The organism is Paenibacillus odorifer (assembly GCF_000758725.1).
Classification (GTDB): Bacteria; Bacillota; Bacilli; order Paenibacillales; family Paenibacillaceae; genus Paenibacillus_AQ; species Paenibacillus_AQ odorifer.
Window position 1 is genome coordinate 3,033,997 of record NZ_CP009428.1, and the last position, 18,836, is coordinate 3,052,832.

Annotated in this window: 13 protein-coding genes; 9 read left to right on the forward strand and 4 right to left on the reverse strand. The window is 46.1% G+C overall.

Annotated elements, in window-relative coordinates; genetic code table 11:
• Positions 1-273: 273 nt before the first annotated feature.
• Entirely contained in the window at positions 274-3,843 is a 3,570-nt protein-coding gene (gene smc, locus PODO_RS13105; RefSeq protein WP_036686496.1) for a chromosome segregation protein SMC, read from the forward strand.
• A 36-nt stretch (positions 3,844-3,879) separates the two neighbouring features.
• The gene (gene ftsY, locus PODO_RS13110; RefSeq protein WP_036686498.1) at positions 3,880-4,887 is read left to right on the forward strand and encodes a signal recognition particle-docking protein FtsY; all 1,008 of its coding nucleotides are present in this window, start codon (positions 3,880-3,882) and stop codon (positions 4,885-4,887) included.
• 125 nt (positions 4,888-5,012) lie between these two features.
• Here the strand turns inward: ftsY and PODO_RS13115 are convergent, their stop codons facing one another.
• Positions 5,013-5,891, reverse strand: coding sequence for a DUF1835 domain-containing protein (locus tag PODO_RS13115; protein WP_038570609.1), 879 nt, complete (start codon positions 5,889-5,891; stop codon positions 5,013-5,015).
• 354 nt (positions 5,892-6,245) lie between these two features.
• Between PODO_RS13115 and PODO_RS13120 the strand changes: the two genes are divergently transcribed.
• The 4 genes from PODO_RS13120 (at position 6,246) to PODO_RS13135 (ending at position 10,630) form a co-directional block, all read left to right on the forward strand.
• Positions 6,246-7,709, forward strand: a complete 1,464-nt coding sequence (locus PODO_RS13120) for a circularly permuted type 2 ATP-grasp protein (RefSeq protein ID WP_036686502.1) — start codon at positions 6,246-6,248, stop codon at positions 7,707-7,709.
• A 75-nt stretch (positions 7,710-7,784) separates the two neighbouring features.
• Complete coding sequence (locus tag PODO_RS13125) at positions 7,785-8,738, forward strand: alpha-E domain-containing protein (protein ID WP_036686637.1); 954 nt, start codon at positions 7,785-7,787, stop codon at positions 8,736-8,738.
• Positions 8,735-9,601: a transglutaminase family protein gene (locus tag PODO_RS13130; RefSeq protein ID WP_036686503.1), complete on the forward strand. Its 867-nt coding sequence runs from the start codon at positions 8,735-8,737 to the stop codon at positions 9,599-9,601. Before PODO_RS13125 ends, PODO_RS13130 begins: the two co-directional genes overlap by 4 nt.
• Before the next feature lie 219 nt (positions 9,602-9,820).
• Positions 9,821-10,630 carry an SDR family oxidoreductase gene (locus PODO_RS13135; protein WP_036686506.1) on the forward strand — a complete coding sequence of 270 codons (810 nt, stop codon included), beginning with the start codon at positions 9,821-9,823 and terminating at the stop codon, positions 10,628-10,630.
• Here PODO_RS13135 and PODO_RS13140 read toward each other — a convergent pair.
• On the reverse strand, positions 10,622-11,098 hold the full coding sequence (locus tag PODO_RS13140; protein ID WP_038570612.1) for an SRPBCC family protein: 477 nt from the start codon (positions 11,096-11,098) through the stop codon (positions 10,622-10,624). The genes PODO_RS13135 and PODO_RS13140 overlap by 9 nt on opposite strands.
• Before the next feature lie 1,550 nt (positions 11,099-12,648).
• Here PODO_RS13140 and PODO_RS13145 point away from each other — a divergent pair.
• Entirely contained in the window at positions 12,649-13,047 is a 399-nt protein-coding gene (locus PODO_RS13145) for a DnaJ family domain-containing protein (RefSeq protein ID WP_038570613.1), read from the forward strand.
• A 138-nt stretch (positions 13,048-13,185) separates the two neighbouring features.
• On the opposite strand, the gene PODO_RS13150 is transcribed toward PODO_RS13145, so the two are convergent.
• Entirely contained in the window at positions 13,186-13,608 is a 423-nt protein-coding gene (locus PODO_RS13150) for a GNAT family N-acetyltransferase (RefSeq protein WP_036686651.1), read from the reverse strand.
• Between the two features lie 139 nt (positions 13,609-13,747).
• Here PODO_RS13150 and hrpB point away from each other — a divergent pair, with 139 nt between their 5' ends.
• Together hrpB and PODO_RS13160 are read left to right on the forward strand one after the other, a co-directional pair.
• On the forward strand, positions 13,748-16,240 hold the full coding sequence (hrpB, locus tag PODO_RS13155) for an ATP-dependent helicase HrpB (RefSeq protein WP_038570614.1): 2,493 nt from the start codon (positions 13,748-13,750) through the stop codon (positions 16,238-16,240).
• A gap of 97 nt (positions 16,241-16,337) precedes the next feature.
• Positions 16,338-16,922, forward strand: coding sequence for a general stress protein (locus tag PODO_RS13160; protein WP_051491471.1), 585 nt, complete (start codon positions 16,338-16,340; stop codon positions 16,920-16,922).
• A 958-nt stretch (positions 16,923-17,880) separates the two neighbouring features.
• Here the strand turns inward: PODO_RS13160 and PODO_RS13165 are convergent.
• On the reverse strand, positions 17,881-18,780 hold the full coding sequence (locus PODO_RS13165; protein ID WP_244886478.1) for a LysR family transcriptional regulator: 900 nt from the start codon (positions 18,778-18,780) through the stop codon (positions 17,881-17,883).
• Positions 18,781-18,836: the final 56 nt, after the last annotated feature.

An 18,836-nucleotide genomic window follows, 5' to 3' on the forward strand; every position in this document is an offset into this window, starting at 1 on the left:
GTTTTGCATCAAGGGGACAAGCGGAGGAGAGCAGCAAAGGTCTGAATACCGGCGTTTAGGCGGAGCTCAGACCGTTGCTGCTCTTTTTCGACAATATAAGAACTTATATGTCCACGTTATAAAGTAGCCTTCTATTTCTCGCTTAGACACTTGCCGTCCTTATAGGGAAGTTAAGCGAAAGCGTTTATGCTTGAAGGATAGAATAAGCTGCATCTTAATGGTTTTTTAGGGTACAAACGCTATGGTATAATGGGTCAGAGGTGATTGGCAAGTATGTTTTTGAAACGGATAGAATTAGCTGGTTTTAAATCATTTGCCGACAAAACAGAAATGGAGTTTGTGCGCGGTATAACGGCTGTAGTTGGCCCGAACGGAAGCGGCAAAAGCAATATTTCTGACGGCATACGCTGGGTACTCGGCGAACAGAGTGCTAAATCACTGCGTGGCGGCAAGATGGAGGATATCATTTTTGCTGGAAGTGATGCGCGTAAAGCCGTGAATTATGGCGAAGTATCACTTACGCTTGATAATGAAGATCACACACTTCCGCTGGATTTTAGCGAAGTTACAGTGACTCGGAGAGTTCATCGCAGTGGAGATAGTGAATATTTAATTAATAAGCAATCCTGCCGTCTGAAGGATATCACAGAGCTGTTTATGGATACCGGTATCGGACGTGAAGCCTATTCGATTATCGGGCAGGGTAGGATTGAAGAAATTCTAAGTACTCGTTCCGAAGATCGGCGAGGCATCTTTGAAGAAGCATCAGGTATTGTAAAATATAAATCGCGCAAGAAAGACGCAAGTCGAAAGCTGGATGATACCGAGCAGAACCTGCTTCGTATTCATGATTTGATCAGTGAGCTTGAGGATCAGATTGGGCCACTTAAGGATCAGTCCGAGAAAGCTATCCGCTTTAAGGAACTTCGCGAACAATTAAAACATCAGGAAATTTCAGTATACGTACACCAGATTGAAGGCATTCATACCGCTTGGCAGGAAGGTAACGCAAAGCTTGAAACGTTGAAGGACGAGCAGCTGGAGCTGTCTACCGTTGTTTCGGCTCATGATGCCAAGCTGGAGAGCGGACGCTCTGAACTGCGCACACTCGAAGCACAGATCGAGAAGCAGCAAGAGCAATTGCTGCGTTATAGCGAAGCATTTGAGAAGAGCGAAGGTTACGGTGAAGTGCTGAGGGAACGCAAGCGAAATCTGGAAAGCAATCGTGAGCAGTTAATGCTCACGTTAGGTTCGGTTGGCGAGCGTTCTGCAGATCGTCAGCGTGAAGTCGTGGATCTGGAGCTTAAGCTTGAACAATCGCGGCTTAAGCTTGTGGATCTTCGGAAACAGATCGAAGATGAAGAGACAAGGCTTGAAGGTGTGGCAGACGGGATTAGCCAGAGCCAGGAAGAAAAGCTCAAAAGTGCTCTTTTGGAGTTAATGAACCTTATGGCGAATGCACGTAACGAAATTCGTTACGCGGATCAACAGAAGGAGAATCTGGAACGTCGTATGAGCCGCAGTGAAGAAGAAAGCGGCAAATGGACAGCCCGGCATGAAGAGTTGTCTGCCAACCAGAAAGGGCTGAAGGACAAGATTGCCCAGCTAGGGAAGGAGCTTAGCAATCTTCGCGGGGCTTACATCACTGAAAGTGAACAGCTCAGTAAACGTCAGAAGCTGATTGAAGAAACACAGTCCGGTCTTCGGAAGTGGGAACAGAAGCGGGAAGCGCAAGTCTCTCGTCATGAGACCATGAAAGAGATGCAGGATGATTTCGATGGCTTCATGCTTGGGGTTAAAGAAGTGCTCAAGGGCGCCCGCAAAGGACAGCTCAACGGAGTGCATGGTGCGGTTGCAGAGCTGATCTCCGTTCCGGAGAAGCTGGAAATGGCGATTGAGACTGCTCTAGGTGCATCACTTCAGCATGTGGTCATGGATAATGAGACTGTGTCCCGCCAAGCGATATCATTTCTAAAGCAGCGTCAGCTGGGACGAGCTACCTTTCTTCCGCTAGATGTTATCCGGCCGCGCCAGATTTCTGGCAGTGACCGTGGTATGGTGGGTGATGCTGACGGATTTGTTGGAATTGGTTCCGAACTCGTTGGTTACGATGATAAATATACTAGCATTATCGGCAGTTTGCTCGGCAATGTGGTTATTGCGGAGAGCTTGGAGCAAGCGAACCGCATTGCCGCTAGATGCCAATATCGTTATCGGGTAGTTACACTGGAAGGCGATGTAGTTAATGCCGGCGGTTCGATGACCGGGGGTAGCCAGCATAAGAAGAACAATAGCTTGCTTAGCCGCAAACGTCAGCTGGATCAATTAAGCAGTGAAATTGAAGAAAGCGAACGTCAAATAGTGAAGCTGAAGCAAGGCATTGCCAGACTTCGTGAGGAGCAGGAGAACGCTAGCGTGAAGCTGGAGGACCTGCGCCGTGATGGTGACGAGAAGAGACTGGAAGAGCAAAGAGTCTCCGGTGATTTGAAGCAGCTCGAGCATGAGCTTCGGCATGTGCAGGAGCAAGTGGAGAGCACAGGTGCGGAACGCAGCGGCTTTGAGAGTGAAGTACGTGCGCTTGAAGAGACGCGGAAACAAGCCACTGCTGAGCTTGAACGCCTTGAAAAGGAAGAAAAGGAAGCCCATGAGGGTATCCGTAACGCTGAATCTGCGCGTAAAGCGAATGAATCAGCTAAGGAAGAGCTGCAAGGCAAGTTGACCAGTATGAAAGTCTCGGAAGGCAAGCTTGATCAGGAGATATTCTCCCTGGAGGAGCAGTTACGTCGCCTTAGACAAGATGTGGGTTCACAGGACAAGGAGCTGCGCCAGAATCGAAATCTGTTACATACGATAGAACAAGATCTGGCTAACAATGCTTTGGAAGCTGTGAAGCAGAAGGAAGATTTGAACAGTTACCGGTTGAAGAAGGAAGAGACGACTGGAACTTTGGATTTTGCCCGGGCTGAGCGTACAGCGTTAACCCGTAAGCTGGAACTTGAGGAAGGCAAAACTAAAGACCAACGTCAGGCCCTTAAAGTAGTGGAGGACAAGCTGCGTGCCACTGAAGTTTCTGTTGGTCGACTCGATGTGGAGCTGGATAATATTCTACGCAAGCTGAGTGATGACTACGAGCTAAGTTATGAATTAGCGAAACAGAGATATCCGGTGCCTGAAGATGTACCTGCCGCACAAGCCGATGTACAACGTTTGAAACGCAGTATTTCTGCGCTAGGTGAGGTTAACTTAGGGGCGATCGAAGAATATCAGCGGGTCCATGAACGGTATACGTTCCTCAGTGGACAAAAAGATGATCTAGTCGAAGCTAAGACTACTCTGTATCAGGTAATCCGTGAGATGGAAGATGAAATGTCCAAGCGTTTCAAACAGACCTTTGATGCGATCCGTAAACAGTTCGGGACCGTGTTCTCAAAGCTGTTCGGAGGCGGGCGAGCTGATCTTATGCTGCTGGATCCGGAACATATGCTGGAAACAGGTATAGATATCGTAGCCCAACCACCGGGTAAAAAATTGCAAAATCTGCAGCTCTTATCCGGCGGCGAACGCGCTCTAACTGCGATGGCGTTATTGTTTGCTATCCTGCAAGTGAAGCCAGTTCCGTTCTGCGTATTGGATGAGGTTGAGGCTGCACTCGACGAAGCAAACGTTGTTCGTTTTGCACAGTACTTACGCGAGTTCTCTGAACAAACTCAGTTCATCGTCGTTACCCACCGCAAAGGAACGATGGAAGAGGCGGACGTGTTATACGGAGTAACGATGGAAGAGGGCGGCGTCTCCAAGCTCGTCTCAGTACGTTTAGAGGATGAAGAAGCTGAGATTGCTTAAATTCATCAAAGAAGAGAAACTTTTAGGAGGAACCAAATGAGCTTTTTTAGAAAATTAAAAGAAAGCATTTCCGGCAAAACGGAGAGTGTAACGAAACAATTCCGCGACGGATTAGAGAAAACCCGTAAAGGTTTTGTAGAGAAGGTCTCCGACCTTATCATCCGCCGCAAAAAGATAGATGAAGAGTTCTACGAAGAGCTGGAAGAGATTTTAATTGGTGCAGACGTGGGTGTAAACACTGTTATGACCCTTGTCGAGGATTTGCGTGCCGAAGTGAAGCAAAATCGGATTGAAGATGCTGCCGAGCTGAAGCCGATTTTGTCCCGTAAGCTTATGGAGCTGCTGCGCGGAGATGATGATAACAGCCTGAAGGAAAATCCGAATGGAATTACAGTTATTTTGTTCGTTGGGGTTAATGGCGTGGGCAAGACGACTACCATCGGCAAGCTGGCTCATCGTTACAAACAAGAAGGTAAAAAAGTTCTTTTGGCTGCAGGGGATACGTTCCGTGCCGGAGCGATTGAGCAGCTTGAGGTTTGGGGCCAACGCGCAGGCGTAGATGTCATTAAACAACAAGCAGGCTCTGACCCGGCGGCTGTAATGTACGATGCGGTGCAAGCGGCTAAACAGCGCAATGTGGATATCTTAATCTGCGATACTGCTGGCAGACTGCAGAATAAAAGCAATCTGATGGAAGAGCTCAACAAAATCTTCCGCGTTATTCAAAGAGAAATCCCAAGTGCTCCACATGAGGTACTGATGGTGCTAGATGCTACGACAGGTCAAAATGCACTTACACAAGCCAAGTTATTTGGTGAAAAGAGTGGCGTCACTGGCTTGGTCTTGACGAAGCTGGACGGTACGGCTAAAGGCGGAATCGTTGTAGCGATTCGTCAGGAAATGAATTTGCCGGTGAAGTTTGTAGGTCTTGGAGAAAAAATGGAAGACCTGCAGCCATTTGATTCGCAGCAGTTCGTACATGCTCTTTTTGCTGGATTAATTGCCGAGGAAGAAGAGTCAGAAGAATCGGAAGAGCAAGTGTAATCAACAGCACAATATAATCATAAAGAAGTCATATTTACAAGGAATGCCCTCGAAGCTATATTTAGTTTAGGAGGGCATTCCTTTTCTTTTTTATAAAGGGTTTGTCCGTCATTTTGTAGCAACTGCTAAGCGACTCTTAGAAAGTATAAATGCATCGCGTAAGGGATCCCTTTAAATAACAGCTTTCCCTCACTAACTAGCCTCCAGAAGCGATATTCTATGAATGAGGTACTGATATACAAATTCCATTGCCCTATAATTGTGCCTACAATCAGACCTGCATTTACGTAGCCATCTCGATCCTCATACTGTTGAAGTTGCAGAATTAAAGAAAGAATTTCTTCGTCATAGTAACTCTCGGGAACATTCATAAGCTGGCCATCAACCCAAACTCTAAGCATATCCTCGGTGTTGCTGATTTTTTGCCACTCTAGTTCATACTGTTTTCTTTGAGCGGAGGTGACAGGGGATGTGTTTTCGGTGATTTTTATAATTTTATGCACAGCTTCGTTTGGGAGCTGACTAAGTGCTCTGGGATATAATCCGATTTCAAATGGAGCGGCAATCTCCCTATAAGCCTTGACGGGATCAATAACATGAATAGGTTGCGTCCTCTCATTAAGAATAGAAAGCGCAAATCGTAAACCTGTCTGATCATGGGAGTTGTCTCCGCACCAAATAGTGATTTTTTTGTCCTCGGGAATTTCTTTTAAGGTCTGTATCACGGCTTCCAGTTTGTGCTGGGGATTGAGATGATAACCATGATCCGGAAATCGTTCCTGAAACCATAACTCACGGGTATGATAGCCTTCATTATTATGTAATTCACGCAACGGTCCAGCAGAGAATGTCTCATTAAATGAAAGTACTCGTATTAAATGGCGATAACCCAAATGACTAAGGGCTACCTTCATTGACCCCGCTTCCGATAGACCAAATAACAGATAAATGTGATTCCGCCTAAGCTCTTCCTGCTCAATTGACATAGTATATTTGTGCTCCATAGGTCACTCTCCCATCGCAACAAATTATACCATACTCAATGAATCCACATCCGCAGGCAACTATATAAAAAATACATTATATGAAAAATTCATAATAGTAATGCTTGTCACACTTCCTGCATACAATTCAATGATGAATGTACATTTCATCTCCGGCAACCTATATAAGAGAGAAAGGAAGCGATTCCAAAAAATACAAATACCTCTGGAATCACATTTCTCTGTTATATATGTTGACATGAACAAGTAGATTTACGTATTATGAGAATATAAACCAATATTTTCATGGATGTTTTCTGAAATGAAAGTATAAGTTGTTAACAAAGATTACATCTATCGAAAGGAGTCGGGCTCATGTCCAAATTAGATCCTCTGCCAGGTCTGTCTCCGTATCCATTACAGCATTTTTTCGATGAAATGTATGCTGATAAGAGGAATGTCCGGCCGCACTACAGACATGTGAACCGCATGTTTTCCGGAATGAGCTCCGAAGAGCTGCAAGGGAAGCAAAATTTAATGCAGCGTAGGATGATGGAAGAAGGAATTACCTTTACGCTTTACAATCCGGCTCAAGATCATCCTATGGAGCGAACGATCCCCTTCGATATGATTCCACGTATAATCCCTAAGAATGAGTGGGAGAGGCTAGAAGCTGGAATAATTCAGCGTATCACAGCTTTGAATTTGTTCATTCATGACATCTACCATGAGCAATACATTGTTAAAGATGGCATCGTCCCTAGGCGTATGATTATTTCCAACTGTTACTTCCGGCCAGAAATGTCAGGTCTGCGCGTGCCCGGTGGAGCTTACATCACCACCTCAGGAATCGATCTGATCCGCCATCACGATGGGCATTATTATGTACTTGAAGACAACCTGCGAACACCCTCCGGCTTTTCCTATCTTTTTAAAGGCAGAACACTTATGAATCAATTGTTTCCTGAATTGTCCTTTGCCAGCTCCATCCGAGATGTAGATCATAGCTTAAATCGCTTCTTATCCGTGCTTCGTAGTCTATCTCCATCAAGGAGGTCAGATCCGGTTATAGCACTCCTAACGCCTGGAGAATACAATTCTGCATATTATGAACATGCTTTTTTGGCACAGCAGATGGGTATACATTTGGTCGAAGGACGAGATTTGGTAACAAAGGATCACAAAATATATCTGAAAGAAATGAACGGACTACGTAGAGTGGATGTGCTGTATCGTCGGTTGGACGATGATTACATTGACCCGCTAGCCTTTCAACCTGATTCTTTACTGGGTGTAGCAGGACTTATGAATGCTTATAGGGCAGGCAACATAGCGATTGCTAATGCTCCGGGAACCGGTGTTGCAGATGATAAAGCGATGTATGTCTATGTACCGGATATGATTCGTTATTATCTGAATGAAGAGCCGATCCTTGGCAATGTGCCGACGTATTTGTTGTCCAGACCCGATGAACGCCTGTATGTTCTTGAGAACCTATCCGAAATGGTTGTTAAGGAAACCTCATTATCCGGTGGATATGGGATGTTGATCGGAAGCGAGGCAACCAAAGAAGAATTAGCCGAGTTCCGAATGAAAATTATTGCTGATCCAGATCGTTATGTGGCACAGCCAATTATGTCCTTGTCTAGAGCACCTGTATTGTCGGGAGGCACTATGGCACCCCGGCATATCGACCTTCGGGCTTTTGTATTAATGGGTGCAGACCGGAAGCCGCATGTCATACCTGGCGGATTAACCCGAGTGGCTATGAAAGAAGGTTCATTGGTTGTGAATTCCTCGCAAGGTGGTGGCGTAAAGGATACTTGGGTTATGGCGTGATCTATTATCTTGTAAGCCTTGATTGTGAATCAAAAATATGCAGCATCAATTTGGAGGATAAAGGAGTGGCTAAAGATGCTGAATCGAAATGCGGAGGCTTTATTCTGGATCGGCCGATATATTGAAAGGGCAGAGAATCATGCGCGGCTAATCAATGTACATTATCATATCCAGCAGGAAGAGGATTTTCAGGAAGAAGGACATAAATGGTCGAGGCTTATCGATGCATTAGGGGTTCGAAGTGAATATTTACAGCAGTTCGAAACCTTTTCTGAACAGGACGTGTTATCCTTTATTACACTTGATTTAGGCAATTCGAATTCATTATTCTCTTGCGTACATCATGCCAGAAATAATCTTCGCACACTGCGTCAGCATCTTCCAAGTGAGCTATGGGATGTCGTCAACAGCTTTAATCTATGGCTTGGTGAGCGGTCAGTTGCTGATATTATGAGTGGTCCACATCATTTCTACCAGCAGGTGAAGGAACGTGCAGCTATGTTTCTAGGAGCAGAACAATCCGTAATGCTTAGAGGGAATGAATGGCACTTTATAGAGAGCGGCCGTTTTTTGGAACGGGCCGAGAATACGACGCGTATTTTGCAGGCAGTTATAGCCTCTTGCCGTTTCAAAGAGCTTAATGCAATCTATATTCAGTTACAGGCTGTGCTGAAATCCGTAAGTGGGTATCAGGCGTTTCGCCGTTATTATGCAGATGCCATGTCACCGGAGAGCATTTTAGATTTTTTGATCGCGAATCCCAAATTTCCACGTTCGATCCGCTTTTCTTTTCACCAGCTGGAAGAACATTTAGCTAGACTTGAACTGGATTCCTCAGAAAAAGGCTCAGGTCATGAGAAGGTCATCCGTCAAGCAGGAAAGCTGAAGGCAGAGCTGGATTATATGGAAAAAGAAGAAATGTCCGGTGAGCTGGTGGAAGATGTACTGCAATCACTCGTAATATCTTGCCAGAGACTGGGCAAAACGATGGAGGGCGCCTTTTTTCGGCGAGAAGGAGTATCTGTATGAAGATTCAAATCAATCACACCACCACATACAGTTATCCAGAGCCAGTTACGGACAGTGTCAATGAAATCAGACTCACCCCTCGCACCAACTATCGGCAATCCTGTTATCACCACGAGGTTGAAGTATATCCGGCAGCTAATCTATTAACGTATGAGGATTTCTTTGGTAATCGGGTGCATGCCTATTCAGTTAATAAGCCACATACGGAAATGGTAATCCATACGAAAGCTACTGTAGTAACATTGGATAAATCTCAAGGTACCGATCTTCCGCGAACCAGCCTTGAAGAGCAAGTTAAACTGCTAAATGATGAGAAGTTTCAGAACCGGTACATTGAGTTTATTTTGCCGACCCGTTATACCGAGGTGACTCCTGAATTGGTAGAGTTCGCCTCACAGTACCCTTTTAGTGAAGCTGAAGATATGTATCAATGGATTCTGAGGTTATCTTCGACGATTTATGAACAGTTCACCTATGATCCTGAGGCAACAAGCGTAAATACAACGGTAAAAAAAGCCCTGAAGCTCAAGCGGGGTGTCTGTCAGGATTATGCTCATCTTATGATCGCTGTCTGCCGCAGTGTGGGTCTGCCTTCCAGATATGTTAGTGGATATCATTTTGTCGGTGATCTACAGAGCAGCAATGCCAATTTCGAGCAGGCTTCACATGCTTGGGTGGAGACCCATATTCCGGGTACGGGCTGGCTTGGTTTTGATCCGACGAATAATGTTGAAGTGAACTGGCGTTATATCAAGCTGGGTCATGGACGGGATTATAAAGATATAGTACCTGTAAAAGGGGTATATCGCGGCGGAGCAGGCACACTGACTGTAAAAGTGGACGTACGCAAGCTGGACAATTGAATTGAAATAATCGAAACATCGAACATCGAACATCGAAACAATCAAAAAAATCAAAATATTCGAAACAAACTCTCCGCTCATCTTATTGAATGGGGAGATTTTTTTGTGCGGCGTGCTTAAATTATGAAGATTTATGAACGAGATGATTCCATTACAGGTTTATTTGGGTAATCTTGATCCATAGTACTTATCTTACAGACATTAGAGGAGAGATTACATATGAGCCCAAACATATCTAAGAAACAAAGATTTATTGGAAAAACAGCGATTATAACCGGAGCGGGCTCGGGAATTGGCCGTGCTACCGCTATTAAGCTGGCGCGGGAAGGTGCAAATGTAGCATTGTTTGATTTAAATCTTGAAAGAACCTCTTCCTTGGCAGAAAAGCTTAATAAGCTTCGAAAAGATTGCGCGCTGGCCATAGAGGTAGATACTTCGGATGAGAAAAAGATGGAGGAAGCCGTACGTTGTACGGTGGAACAATTCGGAGGCGTGGATGTAGTATTCGCTAACGCGGGAATTAATGGCGCTGTGGGTCCGATAGAAGAACTAAGCTTGAGCGACTGGGAGCGTACGATGTCGGTGAACTTGACGGGGACTTTTTTGACTCTAAAATATACTATTCCTCATCTGAAAGATAAAGGGAAGGGCAGTATTATTATTACTAGTTCCATTAATGGGAACACTAGATTTGCCAGCTTTGGGTGGTCTACTTATAGCACTACCAAAGCTGGACAGGTGGCTTTTGCCAAAATGGCAGCTCTCGAGCTTGCTAAGTTTAAGATTCGTGTGAATGTGATCTGCCCTGGGGCTATTGCTACGAATATAGATGAAACCACTGAAATGAGCGAGGATGTTGAAGCAATCGTCATTCCGATTGAATTCCCTGATGGAGCGCAACCCTTGGCAGATGGACCGGGCAAGCCGGATAATGTCGCTGATCTCGTTGCTTTTCTGGCTTCGGATGAATCTATCCATATTACAGGTGCGCAAATCGTGATTGACGGCGCGGAGTCCTTGTTATCCTAATTTCGAGATCGCTTCCCGGTATTGCTCGTACCATTTATTCCATTCGTCTTTCCGTGACTCCAGCGTCGTGCCTTCCAAAAGATGCTGGATCACTTCTAGACAAACATGCCAGCCAGCGAGATCACGTGGTGTATGCGGGGTAAGCGTTTGTAGTGTTTCGTTCAAGATGAGTAAACAGCCTTCTGAATTAGGGTATAACTCAAAACGAACAAGATCCTCAGCCCATGTAAACTCAAAAATAGATTGATGCTGTAGCGCGGTAATTTCCATATCCAAAAACGTTCCGTTTTGCATATCAAACTTTATAAGTCCGCCTTCACGCAGGTCCTCGATTTTTAATTCAGAGAACCATAAGGCAAGCTTCTCATTTTCGGTCAAATAGGACCAAATCTCAGTTGCGGAATGCTTTAACTGGCGTTCGAAACGAGCGACATAATGTTGATCTTCTTTTTGGATGTTAGCTAACATTTATATTTCTCCTTTGGACTACTGCGGTAGTCCTTTTTTTATTGAGTTGAGGCTCATTAGAAAGAGTATAGCAATCGCCTGTGTTAATTGCACGATGGGGCTGAAGACTAACTTATAGGGTATCGAGGGCGATAGTATAGTGGAAGAAATACGGTCACGAAACTGATTTACGTACGGCGCGAAGAAGTGTTGGCGGACATAAGTGAGTGATGAGGGTGAAAAGTGAGTGAAGACTGGGGTAAGTGTGTGTTGAAGGGCGGAAGTAAACAGTAGCATTTTCGGTGGCGAGGATGCATCGGCGTTGCGGACTGTATTGCAGCTATTTGGCGTTTGTGGTGTGTTTTTTGAACGTATCGGACTGTATAGCTCTTATCGCCGCGACTTTGAACAAAAGTAGGGTGTGTTTGAGCGAATAGTTGCATCTGAGTCCGAAAGTAGAGCAAAAAGGCATGAATTTGCGAAATAAGGGCTTCTGGGTCCGAACGATCAATGGAGACGAAGATGTAATGAATGTATAACAAAGGATGTAGTATACGAGCAAAAGCTCCAGGGTCCGAACGTTTTACGGTGGCGAGTGTGCGCTAATGTATCGGACTGTATTGCAGCTATTTGGTGTTTTTCGTGTGTTTATTAGCAGTATCGGACTGCATAGCTCTTATCGCTGTGATTTTGATTAAAAGTAGGGCACATATGAGCGAATAGCTGCAACTAGGTCCGATAGTACAGCGAAATGGACTGAATTTGTGAAATAAGGTCATCTGAGTCCGAACGATTCACGGTGGCGAGTGTGTGCTAATGAATGGGACTGTATTGCAGCTATTTGGTGTATTTCGTGTGTTTATTAGCAGTATCGGACTGCATAGCTCTTATCGTTGCGATTTTGAACAAAAGTAGGGTGTGTTTGAGCGAATAGCTGAATCTGAGTCCGATAGCAGAGCAAAAAAGCATGAATTTGCAAAATAAGGGCTACTGGGTCCGAACGCTGCGACGAGGATGTAACGAAGGCGTAAAGGATGTAGTATACGAGCAAGAGCTGCTGAGTCCGATCGATTTGTAGAGGAGAGTTTGCGCTGACGTTGCGGACTGTATTGCAGCTATTTGGTGTTTTTCGTGTGTTTATTAGCAGTATCGGACTGCATAGCTCTTATCGCTGTGATTTTGATTAAAAGTAGGGCACATATGAGCGAATAGCTGCAACTAGGTCCGATAGTACAGCGAAATGGACTGAATTTGTGAAATAAGGTCATCTGAGTCCGAACGTTTCCCTGAGGCGAGTGTGCTCTAACGTTACGGTTATGGACTTAGAATATACTTAGCATACGATAGTTACAGAGTCCGAGCTGCTCAACTGTGCGACGAGGGGCAAGGAGCATTTGAGTGAATAGCTCGCCACACCTATAGTTAACGTATAGGCAAAATCTGAGAAAGCATCCCGGTAGCTTGATGCAAATCCTAAGTCTTTTATGCTAAAATTAACGCAATTCCGTAAAATATACTTTTGATTAGGCAGGGTTGATAATAGTGTGGCATTGGTGAAGGAGGCTGCGTATATGGGGATGATGTCTTGGTTAGCTGAGCAGCGGATTCAGGAGTCTATGCGTAACGGGGAATTTCGAGATTTACCTGGGCATGGCAAGCCGCTGGAGCTTGAGGATTTATCAGGTGTGCCAGAAGAATTACGGATGTCTTTTAAAATCATGAAGAACTCCGGACTTGTGCCTGAGGAAATCTCTCTGCGAGCTGAATGTGTTACGTTGGAAGGATTGCTAGCGGCGTGTCATAATAGCGGAGGTGCAGAAACCAGTGAGGGCAAGGCTCTGCGGTCAAAACTGTCTATGAAAAGACTGCGTCTACAGGAGTTATTGCGTGAACGCGGCTTGGATAGTAACCCTGCTTTTATGCAATACAGTGCTCAAATACACGGACAGATGATAAAGGAAGAGGATTAATGCTGGTTAGGTTACTGCCTAAATACCTACGGTCATTTGGACATCAGAATAAATAGTGTAAAATAAAAAGGCATCTCTTGGTCGTTTTAGACAGAAGAGCTGCCTTTTTGCTTGTTGTGTGTAACTAATCATGTATGCTCATCTAATTTGTTTGAAATAAACCCATTCCGGGTCGCCATCATCTAAATTCTCAATGACTCCGCTTTTAACAAACCCTTGAGAAAGACATAGTTGCTGCATGATCGTATTGGATTCATTGGTGGAGGTGAAAAGCTTGGGGGTTGGGCATTGTTCCTCGATGTAGCTAAGGAGTGTTTTGGCTATGCCTAGGCGTCTGAACTCAGGATCCACAATGACCAGCTGAATAAAACAACATTCGAAAAAGGTGGTATCGTAGCAAGCAAATCCTACAAGCGTTCCATTATGCGATGCTACGTAACACTGCTCATGATTGATATATTTTTCAATCTTCGATTTGCGGCTTTCATTGCCAATGATCTTGCTGTCTACTTTGGTTAGCATGGGTAGATCTGAAATTGTAGCTTTTGTTACGAATATCATAGTAAGTCTCCTTATTAATATTATAGAGGGTATGAATGGTAAGTCTTGATCTTTAAGGTTTTTTCACACATGATGAAGATGATCTAAGATAACTTCTAGGAAAATTATAACATATGATTATAGACGATGGAGAGATAGAATGAAACAGCTTCCGATTATACAGGTGCTTCCTGACCTGAAAAACATACTTAACACTGCGCAGGCAGCAGTACTTATCGCTGAACCGGGTGCAGGCAAAACAACTGGAACGCCTCCGGCGTTTTTGGACGAACCCTGGATGGCGGGTAAAAGCATTTTAATGTTAGAGCCTAGAAGGCTTGCTGCTAGATCTGCCGCCACTTACATGGCATCCTGCCTTGGAGAAAGTGTTGGACAGACGGTAGGTTATCGGATGCGGAATGACACTAAAGTAGGCAAAAATACGCGGATTGTTGTAGTCACTGAAGGAGTATTAACGAGAATGCTGCAAAGCGATCCTTCTTTGGGTGATGTGGGTTTAGTTATTTTTGATGAGTTCCATGAGCGCAGTCTTCATGCGGATTTGGGACTTGCCCTTGCACTGGAAGCACAGGCTGTGTTGCGGGAGGATCTAAGGATTCTTATCATGTCAGCTACCTTGGACAGTGAGCGGGTGTCTGCTTTACTAGGGGATGCGCCTGTAGTAAATTGTCCGGGCAGAACCTATCCTGTAGAAACAATCTATGTGCCAACTACTGGGAATCTTCCACTGGAAAAAACTGCTGCAGCTGCTGTGAGACATGCGCTTGCTGAACAACCCGGAGATATTCTCGTCTTTTTACCGGGGGAAAGAGAAATACGCAGAACTCAAAGTGAGTTGGAAAATGGGAGCTTGCCAGTTCCGGCAATTATTCGCCCTTTATATGGTCAGCTGCCACAAAATATCCAAGATGCAGCCGTGGCTGCATCTGTTCAAGGTGAACGAAAAGTAGTGCTTGCGACTTCTATAGCTGAGACAAGTCTAACGATTGAAGGCGTGCGAACGGTGATTGATACAGGGCAACGCCGTACACAGGTATTCTCACCACGCACAGGAATGCCGAGTCTTACGACGGTCCCGGTATCAAAAGCCTCCGCGGATCAACGGCGGGGACGTGCCGGACGGACAGCCCCAGGCGTGTGCTACAGGCTGTGGAGTCAGGAGGAGCATAATCGACTTCCGGATGACAATGTGCCGGAGATTATGCAGACGGACCTTGCGCAGCTTGCTTTGGAGCTGGCGCTGTGGGGCGTGCGCGATCCTGCCGCGCTATCTTGGCTTGACGCGCCGCCCGCTGCGCCTTATGCGCAGGGCACCGCGCTGCTGCGCCAGCTCGGCGCGCTGGACGCCGGCGGCGCCATTACGCCGCACGGCCACAGCATGGCCGCGCTTGGCGCGCACCCGCGAGCCGCGCATATGCTGCTGCGCGCGGCAGAGCTTGGCGCAGCACCGCTCGCCTGCCGGCTGGCGGCGCTGCTGCAAGAGCGGGACCTTTTCAAGGGTCCCGCGGCCCTAGGTTGCGACCTCACGCTCCGCGTTGAGGCGCTGCTCCGGTTCGAGCGCTCCGCTGATAGCGGCGGAGCGGACCCGGCGGCTCTGCGCGCTGTGCAGCGCGAGAGCCGCCTTTTCCTGGCGCAGCTGCAAGCCGCGCCGGGCGAGAACGTGAACGACATCAGCCGCTGCGGGCTGCTTCTGTCGTTCGCCTATCCCGACCGGATCGGGCAGAAACGCGGCGATGGCGCGTTTCTGCTCTCCTCCGGTCGGGGGGCGGCCATGCGGGAAGGACAACCGCTGGCCCGGTCACCTTATATCGTAGCTGCTTCGATCGATGATCGCGCTACACAGGGCGCAATTATGCTGGCAGCTGAGATAGAAGAAAGACAACTGCTTACCTATCATGCAGACCGCATCACAGAAGAAGCGGATGTGTATTGGGATAAAGAAAGTGGGAGTGTGAAGAAACGTCGTCGCACAATGCTCGGCGCGTTGGTCTTAAAAGAAACTTCACATGAAAGACCCTCCGCGGAAGAAACGGCAAACGTACTGTTAAGTGTCATCGCTACAGATGGCATTGAAACTCTACCGTGGGAGAAGGGAACCTTACAGCTTCGCGAACGTTTGATGTTTATGCATGCCTTACGTTCAGATTGGCCGGATGTATCAGATGTTGCTTTAATTGCTACGTTGGAGGAATGGCTTTTGCCATATCTGCAAGGTATGAGGAACCTCCGTGACCTTCAGCGTGTACCGTTAGCACGGGCGCTTGAGGGGATGTTGGACTGGAATCAGCGACAGATGCTGGAAAAGGAAGCACCTACACATATATCTGTTCCCAGTGGCTCGCGTGTGCCCGTAGATTATACTAATTCTGCTGCCCCGGTATTGGCAGTAAGATTGCAAGAGATGTTTGGACAGCTGGACACACCTCGAATTGGAGGGGGAAAGGTGCCGGTATTGCTGCATCTTTTGTCACCAGCTAGACGGCCTGTGCAGGTAACCTCTGATCTAGCAAGTTTTTGGCGGGGGACCTATTTTGAGGTCAAAAAAGATCTGAAAGGACGGTACCCGAAGCACTATTGGCCAGATGACCCATTACAGGCTATTCCGACTAATCGTACACGTCCCGTAAAATAATTTATGGTACATATGCTCTTGAAATTTTTCCTTAGATGTTTGGTCTCCCGTTTAAAGGGTAATTACTAGCGAAGACAATTACTAAGGAGGGCTTCAAGTGACTAAAAAAATCGTAGGTATTTTCGACACAGAACAAGAAGCAACCAGAGCAATTGAAGGACTTCACAATCAAGGATTTAGTAATGATGAAATATCAGTAATCACACGTGATCGTGATGAGCTTAGAAACATCTCAGAGGATACAGGCACAAAAGCTCCAGAAGGAGTAGCAACAGGCGCTGCTACAGGTGGTGTAGTTGGCGGCGTTGCCGGACTATTAGCAGGGATCGGAGCATTGGCGATTCCGGGGATTGGACCGATCCTGGCGGCAGGGCCTATAGTTGCTACCCTTACAGGTGCAGCAGTTGGTGCAGGCGCAGGTGGATTAGTAGGTGGCTTGATCGGACTCGGTATTCCTGAGGATGAGGCTAAAGAGTACGAAGGGTATGTGGAAAGCGGCAAAATCCTTGTACTAGTCGATGATAATGGACGCGGCTATCAAGCGCATGATGTGTTCCGCGGCAACCGTTCGCTGAATACTCAGCGTTACGAAGGCGTCTATAACGAAGACACTAGATTAGGAAATTCGATGGCTAACAGAGCGGATCGGACGGCTGAAGTCTACAACCGCGATAAAATATAATCATTATAATAACCTGCTTTAAAAGCGGTAAAAGGTTACAAGGAGCGATTCTCCGATTAATGGAGAATCGCTCCTTTGCGTTTTTAGTCCATCGCGTCTCATGGAATCACCCATAACTCATCCACTTTTGAGGCATAGGGACCCAGAGGACGCTATTGGCTAATTTTTAGCCTTTGCAGCAGGATTTCGGACTCCATGGACGCTATTCTATAGAATGAGGCTCTTATTTGCTGTTTTTTTTGCCAATAGCTGCAATGGGGTCCGATAGGGCTCCAAATATTGAATAATATTGCGTTTAAGGTCCCCTGTGTCCTTTGCTAATACGTACCTGCATCGTTTCGGAGTGTCCCTATGCTGCTACGCCACGTGCTGTCTTTGTACTGCTACGTACACGCCCGATCACTGTGTCCTTTCCCACTACGTACCTGCATCGTTTCGGAGTGTCCTTATGCTGCTACGCACGTGCTGTCCTTGTATTGCTACGTAAGCGCACCCGGTCACGTGTCCTTATGCTACAGAGTATTCGCATCGGATTGCAACTCCGAACGTGCCCCATTTCGCAGTGTCCCTATACTGCTACGCACGTGCTGTCATTGTACTGCTATGTATGCGTACCCGATCACTGTGTCCTTATGCTGGAGGTGCATCGTTCCGCTGTGTCCTAATGCTGTTACGTACATGCAGGGTTCCCTAGAGTCCTTATGCTGCTACGCACGTGTTGTCTTTGTACTGCTATGTATGCGCACCCGATCACTGTGTCCTTTTGCTATACATACGTGCATCGTTCCACTGTGTCCTTATATTGCTACGTAAGCGCACCCGGACTCTGTGTCCTTATCCTACTGAGCATACGCCCCCGGTTTGCAGCTACGAAATCGCCCCGTTCCGCAGCGTCCTTATGGTTGCTAAGCATATGCCCCGTTCCGCAGTGTCCATATGTGCTGCTACGTGCACGATCTTAATCAAGGATACGAAGCATGCGGACGAAAGAATCAGCTGCTACGGATAACCTCATATCGCGATGGATTGCGAATCCTATATTCCGGGGTGGAGGCGGATCATCTAATTGCAGCTCGAAAAGTTCTCCTTTTTGAATCTCCTCAATTACAAAAGAACGGCTAATAAACGCTACCCCGTAACCAAGTCTTGCGAATTCAGAGAGTAAATCGATGCTGCCCAGCTCTATATCTGGTTTAACGGACAAACCCTTACCAGCAAACCAATAATCAACAAACAGTCTGGTACTGCTTTCTGGGGATAATAAAATAAAAGGTAACTCTGCAAGTTCTTTCGCCGTAAGCGAACGGTTTGCCAGTTGCTGAAAGGCTCGTCCCACTACAAAACAATCTTCAAGGGTGGCAAGCGTCTGAATATTTAATTGTGGATCGTCAATAGGCATATGGACGAGCGCACAGTCTATTTCGCCTTCTTTCAAACGTTTGGTGATCTCATGCGTTTTTCCGTGTGATAGCCGAATTCGTATACCGGGATATTGTTTGTGGAATGCGTTCAATTGTGGAAGCAATAGATTTTTAATAAGGGAATCACTCGCTCCAATCCGAACTTCTCCTTCGTTTAACTGCTTTAGATTGTGAAGATGCTTTTGTGCAGAATCCAGCATGACTAAAGAGGGCTCAACATATTCCAATAACGCCAGTCCTTCCTCAGTTAGCTCTACACCTTTAGATAAACGATGAAATAATTTGAGTCCTAAAGAATCCTCCATTTGTTTAATGGCATAACTTACGGATGGCTGTGTAATATGCAATTCATTTGCAGCCTTTGTTAGATTTTTGTAACGAGCCGTATATAAAAAAATGCGATACCATTCAAGATTAAAGAATTTGATATAGATCACCTCTATGACAGTCTATTGAAAATGTGATTTCATTAATTGCAACAATCTTATTATAA

Coding starts and splice junctions, on each gene's coding strand:
- smc (WP_036686496.1), top strand. CDS start 274: ATGTTTTTGAAACGGATAGAATTAGCTGGTTTTAAATCATTTGCCGAC.
- ftsY (WP_036686498.1), top strand. CDS start 3,880: ATGAGCTTTTTTAGAAAATTAAAAGAAAGCATTTCCGGCAAAACGGAG.
- PODO_RS13115 (WP_038570609.1), bottom strand. CDS start 5,891: ATGGAGCACAAATATACTATGTCAATTGAGCAGGAAGAGCTTAGGCGG.
- PODO_RS13120 (WP_036686502.1), top strand. CDS start 6,246: ATGTCCAAATTAGATCCTCTGCCAGGTCTGTCTCCGTATCCATTACAG.
- PODO_RS13125 (WP_036686637.1), top strand. CDS start 7,785: ATGCTGAATCGAAATGCGGAGGCTTTATTCTGGATCGGCCGATATATT.
- PODO_RS13130 (WP_036686503.1), top strand. CDS start 8,735: ATGAAGATTCAAATCAATCACACCACCACATACAGTTATCCAGAGCCA.
- PODO_RS13135 (WP_036686506.1), top strand. CDS start 9,821: ATGAGCCCAAACATATCTAAGAAACAAAGATTTATTGGAAAAACAGCG.
- PODO_RS13140 (WP_038570612.1), bottom strand. CDS start 11,098: ATGTTAGCTAACATCCAAAAAGAAGATCAACATTATGTCGCTCGTTTC.
- PODO_RS13145 (WP_038570613.1), top strand. CDS start 12,649: ATGGGGATGATGTCTTGGTTAGCTGAGCAGCGGATTCAGGAGTCTATG.
- PODO_RS13150 (WP_036686651.1), bottom strand. CDS start 13,608: ATGATATTCGTAACAAAAGCTACAATTTCAGATCTACCCATGCTAACC.
- hrpB (WP_038570614.1), top strand. CDS start 13,748: ATGAAACAGCTTCCGATTATACAGGTGCTTCCTGACCTGAAAAACATA.